Here is a 5,247-nt window from a genome sequence, read left to right on the forward strand (position 1 = left end):
CGACTGTCGCGCGACCCCCCCGCCGCCGCTCCCCCACCCCCCCCTCCCTCCCGCCCTCCGCCTCTCCCCCCCCCCCCCCCCCCCGGGCCGGATCACGCCACGTTGACGGCGGTGTCGTCGAGGACGAAGGAGGTCTGCTTGGTGTAGTCCTCCGAGCCGCTGAACTTGAGGGTCACGCTCTGCCCGGCGTACGCGGACAGGTCGAGGGTGTGCTGCTGGTAGCCGGCGGCCGCGTTGACGTTCGAGTAGGTCGCCAGGGTGGTGCCGTTCGCGGTCACCGTCAGCTTGTCGAAGGCGGTGGTGCTGCTCGCGGCGGTGTCGATGTGCAGCCAGAAGCTGAGGTTGTAGGTGCTGCAGCCGGCCGGGAGGGTCACGGTCTGGGCGAGGGTGTCGGTGTTGGTGGTGCCGTACCCGTCGAGCCAGGCGTCGTAGGTGCCGGAGTGCGGCGGCTCGCTGGAGCTGCTGTTGATGGTGCTGGTGCCGCTGGTGTTGGTCTCGGTCCAGCCGGCCGTCGAACCGGCCTCGAAGCCCGGGTTGGCGAGCAGTTGGGCGGCGGTGCAGCCGCTGCCGCCGCCGGCGGGCTGGACGGTCCAGGTGAAGGTGACGGAGGAGGACGGGCCGGTGGAGTCGGTCGCGGTGGCCGTCACGGAGTAGCTGCCGGCGGTGGTGGGCGTGCCGCTGATCAGGCCGGTCGTGGCGTTGACGCCCAGGCCGGCGGGCAGACCGGAGGCGGCGTAGGTCAGGGTGCCGCCGGCCGTGTCGGTGGCGGACAGCTGGACGCTGGTGGCCGTCCCCGCGGTGGCGGTGCGGGCGCCGGGGTTGGTAAGGGTGACGCTGCCGGTGGTGTTGCCGCTGCCGGTGCCGGCGAGCCAGGCGGTGGCGTTCAGGCCGAGCGCGGCATCGGTGCCTGCCGGGTCGTTCCAGCCGTTGTAGACGGTCTTGCCGGGCTCGCCGGTGCCGTCGTCGATGGCGGAGCTGTCGCCCCAGATGGCGACGCGGCCCTTGCCGAAGCTGCTGGTGGCGAAGAACGCGCCGGTGGTGCCGGAGTAGCCGGTGCGGTAGACGATGCCCTTGACGGAGGGGTTGTCGGCGGGCTTGAGGGTGAAGGTGGTGCCGTTGCGGATGATGCTGCCGGTGACGGTGCCGAAGGGGCCGTGCAGGACGGGGTCGGCGGCGTCGCTGATCGCCCGCGGGTTGTCGGTCTGGATGTTGAGCAGGTCGACCGAGAGCCCGAACGGGTCGTTGCTGTTGACCGAGTTGGTGGTCATCAGGTCGTTCAGGATGGCCGGGGAGTCCCAGCCGTCGTTGTTGCGGTCGCTGCCGGTGTGGTCCGAGATGAGGAAGAGCCCGCCGCCGTTCTGGACGAAGGTCATGACGGCGGTCTTCTCGGAGTCGCTGAGCCGGATGTTCGGCTCGGGCAGGACGAACTCGTCGAAGTTGGCGAGGTCCAGTGCGCCGCCGGTGCCGTAGGTGATGGTGGAGCCGCTCGGCAGCGTCTTGAGGCTGTACTGGCCGGTCTTCTGGAGGGCCACGCCCCAGGCGGAGATGGCGCCGGTCCAGTCGGTCTCCGACTGCGGGTTGGCGTTCTCGGCGAGCGGGTCCGGCTGGCTGGTGCTGATGATCCAGTCCGCGTTGCCGGCGGTCTCCGCCTTGCTGTTGTCGAACAGGACGCGGTGCTGCGCGGTGGTGGCGGGGGCCGCGGCCGGGGCGGTCGTGGCGTTCGCCGTGGCCGGCGCCGCGGCGGCCCGGTGGGGGACGGCGCTCGATCCGGCGAGGACGGTCAGGACGACCGCCCCCAGGGCGAGGGGACGGATGGTGTCGAGGCGTCTGAGCATGGGTCAAGTCCTCCGTGCAGTGGGGGTACAGGGGGGCGGTGCTACGCGCGTAGGCGCGCCGGACACCGTTCCATGATGGAGTAAGCGGCGCTTGAACGGAACGCGACGAATCAACGTTCCGCACCGCCTCCACATCCCCATAAACGGAATACGAGCAGTCAGTTCGCGACGCCGTGACGATGACGGCCGGTCAGCCCCGTCGGGCGGCGCTGCGGTGGCGGGCGAGTTTGGCCAGGGCGAACACCACCAGGGCCGCGCAGGCCACCGCAGCCCAGGCGGGGAGGAACACCGAGGCGGGTGCCAGGCCGGCCAGGGTGAGGAGCAGGGCGGGCAGGTACCAGCCGAGGACGGTCCGCGGGCCGTCGCCGTAGCGCAGCGAGATGGCGGCGTTGGCGGTGTAGAAGGCGAGGACGCCGCCGCACAACGCCCAACGGGCGCCCACCGGCAGGTGGTGCGTGGGCGCGGCCACGGCGGTGCCGAGGGCGGCGGCGATGACGGTCACGCCGGAGACCAGGACGAACGGGAGGTACATCACCGTGTCGCGGATGGCCCGGTCGGACCGTTCGGCCTGGACGTGAGCGAGTCCGCGCGCCGCCTCCGTCGTGCCCCAGACGAAGAAGACCATCGCGAGTTCGGCGACCACGACGAAGGCGAGCAGCGCCGTCGCCCCCGACGCCCGGGTGAAGTGGGCGGACAGGGTGACGCCGATGGTGTAGACGCTCTCGCCGAGCACGATGACGACGAACAGGCCGATCCGCTCGACGAGGTGCTCGACCGACAGCCGGGCGTAGAACTCGGCGCTGATCCCGGCGCGCACCGAGAGCAGCACGACCTCCAGCACCGTCGCCGCGCCCCAGAGGACGAACCTGCCCGACCCCGGCACGGCGGCGGAGACGGCCCAGAGCACCGCGGGCAGGAGGCAGTAGAGGACGGGCCGCCAGACGGGCAGCGGACTCCCGGGCCGCCGCGCCCGGTCGAGCCAGATCGCGAAGAACCCCAGCCGGACCCACGCGGCGCCCAGCGCGTACGCCCACGCCCGCGATCCGAGCCCTTCCGGCGCCGCCGCGGCCATCAGCCCGAGCGCGGGCATCGTCCCGAGGAGCAGGGCCTGGCCGCGGGGGCGGTCCGAGCCGACCACGTTGATCGTCACCGTGAGGTTCGCCCACGCCCACCAGGCCGGGAAGAACAGCACGAGGAACGTGCCGAACTCCTTCGCCCCGGGGTCGCCGTGCAGCCCCTGGGCGAGGACGCTCACCACGACCACGAACACCAGGTCGAAGAACAGCTCGAACCAGCCGGCCCGCTGTTCCTGTGGCGTCTCCTCGTGCTCCTGCATGCGACCACTCTGCCCGCCCGGCGCCGCCCCGCCCCCGCGGCGCTCCGGCCGCGCCCCTGCGCCCTACCCGCGCGACGGCGTCACCCCGCCTGCATCCACCACTTCTTCAGGACGTCCTCCGCGGGCTTCCCGTGGGGCGTGTACGCGAGCTTCTTCTTCGTCTCGCCGCTGTCGGGCCAGTCGTCCCACATCCACCAGCAGACGCCGGCCCACCAGGGCTTGCCATCGAAGGTGGCGAGCAACGCCTCGTAGGCGGCGGCCTGTTCGGCGTCGCCGTCGCGCTTGCTGACGGTCCAGGAGTAGGGGGCCGTCGTCGTGCCGCGCTGGCTGACGTAGCCGGCCTCGGTGAAGAGGATCTTCCGCTGCCGGCTCTGGGAGAACGCGGCGAGCTCGTCGGCGATGGGCTGCCACGCCTGGCGCAGCTGGGCCGGGTCGGTCGTCGCCTTGTCGGTCAGCGGCCAGTAGGCGTCGATGCCGATGACGTCGAGGTCCTTCCAGAAGGGGACCTTCTTGTACTCGTCGTAGTTGGCGGCGTACGTCAGCGGGCCCTTGAAGCGGTCGCGGACGGCGGCGATGACGCTGCTCCAGTGCGCGCCGTCCTGGGAGGTGCCGGCGAGTTCGGTGCCGACGGCGAGCTGGTCGACGCCGTTGTCGGTGGCGAGTTGGGCGTAGTGGGTGATGAGGCCCTGGTAGGCGGTGAACCAGGCGTCCGGGTCGGACGGCCTGATCTCGGCGCGGTCGCCGCCCTTGGTCAGGTCGACGTGGGGCTTGATCATCGTCTTGAGGCCCGCGTCGTGGGCGAGGCGGATGATGTTGCGCAGGCTGTCGTCGGCGGCGGTCTCGTCGGTGGTGCGCATGGCCGAGTCGGTGACCCGGTCCTGGTACCAGGTGGGGGTGAAGGTCACCCACCGGGTGCCGGTGGCGGCGATCTGCTGGATGTAGGTCGCGGCCTGCGGGCTGTCGTAGTCGTCGGTGTTCCACGAGGGGAGCGTCATGCCGCGCATCTCGCTCGTCTTCCCGTCGTCGGGTCGGCCGGTCGGCGGTGCACCGGCCGAGGAGGGGCTGGGCTTGGGCTTGTCCTCGTCGTCGCCGGACTCCGCGGAGCATCCGGCGGCGACGAAGAGGACGGCCAGCGCCGCGAGGGCGGCGGCCGACCTCTTCACCGGGTTCACTGCTGAGAGCTCCTCACCTGTTCGGGCCGCTCAGTTGGCCAGGTCCATCGGGCCGACGAAGGTGTAGCCGAGGGCCCTGATGCCGTCGATCGTCTGCTGGAGCGGCGCCACGGGGTAGTACGGGTGGTAGAAGAAGCTGGCCACCCCGTCGCGGACGGCGAGGTTGGCCCTGGCCGAGTTGATCAGGTCGGCCGGGAGCCGTGCCGGGTGGTTGTTGACGGGCACGGGCTCGTAGTTGCCGATGTCCTCGGGGAGCACGGTCGTACCGTAGACGTCCTTGACCGCGTACGGGAAGAACTGCCCGATGTAGCGGCCGGGGTTCACGGGCGCGCCGCTCAGCGTTCCGGCGAAGTACAGCGGACGCTCCAGCCGGGCCGTGTAGTTCTGGCCGAAGACCCGGTAGTCGGCGGCCGAGGCGGCGTAGTGCGGAGTGGTCCAGAGGGCGGGCCTGGGCAGGCCGGCCGCGGCGAAGCCGGCGAGGGCCGCGGTCACCCGGGACTGGGCCCAGGCGGTGGAGTCCTCGGCGGGCGGCCCGTCGTAGACGACGTTGTTGGCGGCGTCGACGTGCGAGCGGAAGAACTCGAAGTCGTCGGCCGTGACGCCGGTGTAGGGGTTGTTGACGTTGCTGTACTGGTGCGTGTAGCCGTGGTTCATGAGGACGGCGCCGTGCGCGAGCATGTACTGGAGCGCGGCGACGACGTCCGGGGCCTGGGCCAGGGTGATGGTCTGGGGCGTCCCGTTGTTGTACACGCCCCGGGGGTCGGTGTAGACGGGGATGACGTTGATCCCGTAGGGGATGTTCTGCGAGGCCAGGTAGTCGGCCATGGTGCGCAGTTCGGTCGGGTCCGACCCCGGGCTGATGTCCTCCAGGCGCACGAACGCGCGGTGGCGCTCGGTGGTCGCC

General features: G+C 71.5%; 4 protein-coding genes. All 4 read right to left on the reverse strand.

What is annotated here, in order from left to right; genetic code table 11:
- Window positions 1–92 precede the first annotated feature (92 nt).
- Entirely contained in the window at window positions 93–1,835 is a 1,743-nt protein-coding gene (locus ACFV4G_RS22100) for a putative Ig domain-containing protein (protein ID WP_380442932.1), read from the reverse strand.
- A 190-nt stretch (window positions 1,836–2,025) separates the two neighbouring features.
- A complete protein-coding gene (locus tag ACFV4G_RS22105; RefSeq protein ID WP_380442935.1) occupies window positions 2,026–3,171 on the reverse strand; it encodes a low temperature requirement protein A in 1,146 nt (381 codons plus the stop codon).
- 80 nt (window positions 3,172–3,251) lie between these two features.
- Window positions 3,252–4,343 (reverse strand): glycoside hydrolase family 113, encoded by a 1,092-nt coding sequence (locus ACFV4G_RS22110; protein WP_380442937.1) that lies wholly within the window; start codon window positions 4,341–4,343, stop codon window positions 3,252–3,254.
- A 30-nt stretch (window positions 4,344–4,373) separates the two neighbouring features.
- A partial coding sequence (locus ACFV4G_RS22115; RefSeq protein WP_380442939.1) for a DUF2334 domain-containing protein occupies window positions 4,374–5,247 on the reverse strand: 874 nt, incomplete at its 5' end.

Source organism: Kitasatospora sp. NPDC059747 (assembly GCF_042732955.1).
Taxonomy (GTDB): domain Bacteria; phylum Actinomycetota; class Actinomycetes; order Streptomycetales; family Streptomycetaceae; genus Kitasatospora.

Coding starts and splice junctions, on each gene's coding strand:
- ACFV4G_RS22105 (WP_380442935.1), bottom strand. CDS start 3,171: ATGCAGGAGCACGAGGAGACGCCACAGGAACAGCGGGCCGGCTGGTTC.
- ACFV4G_RS22100 (WP_380442932.1), bottom strand. CDS start 1,835: ATGCTCAGACGCCTCGACACCATCCGTCCCCTCGCCCTGGGGGCGGTC.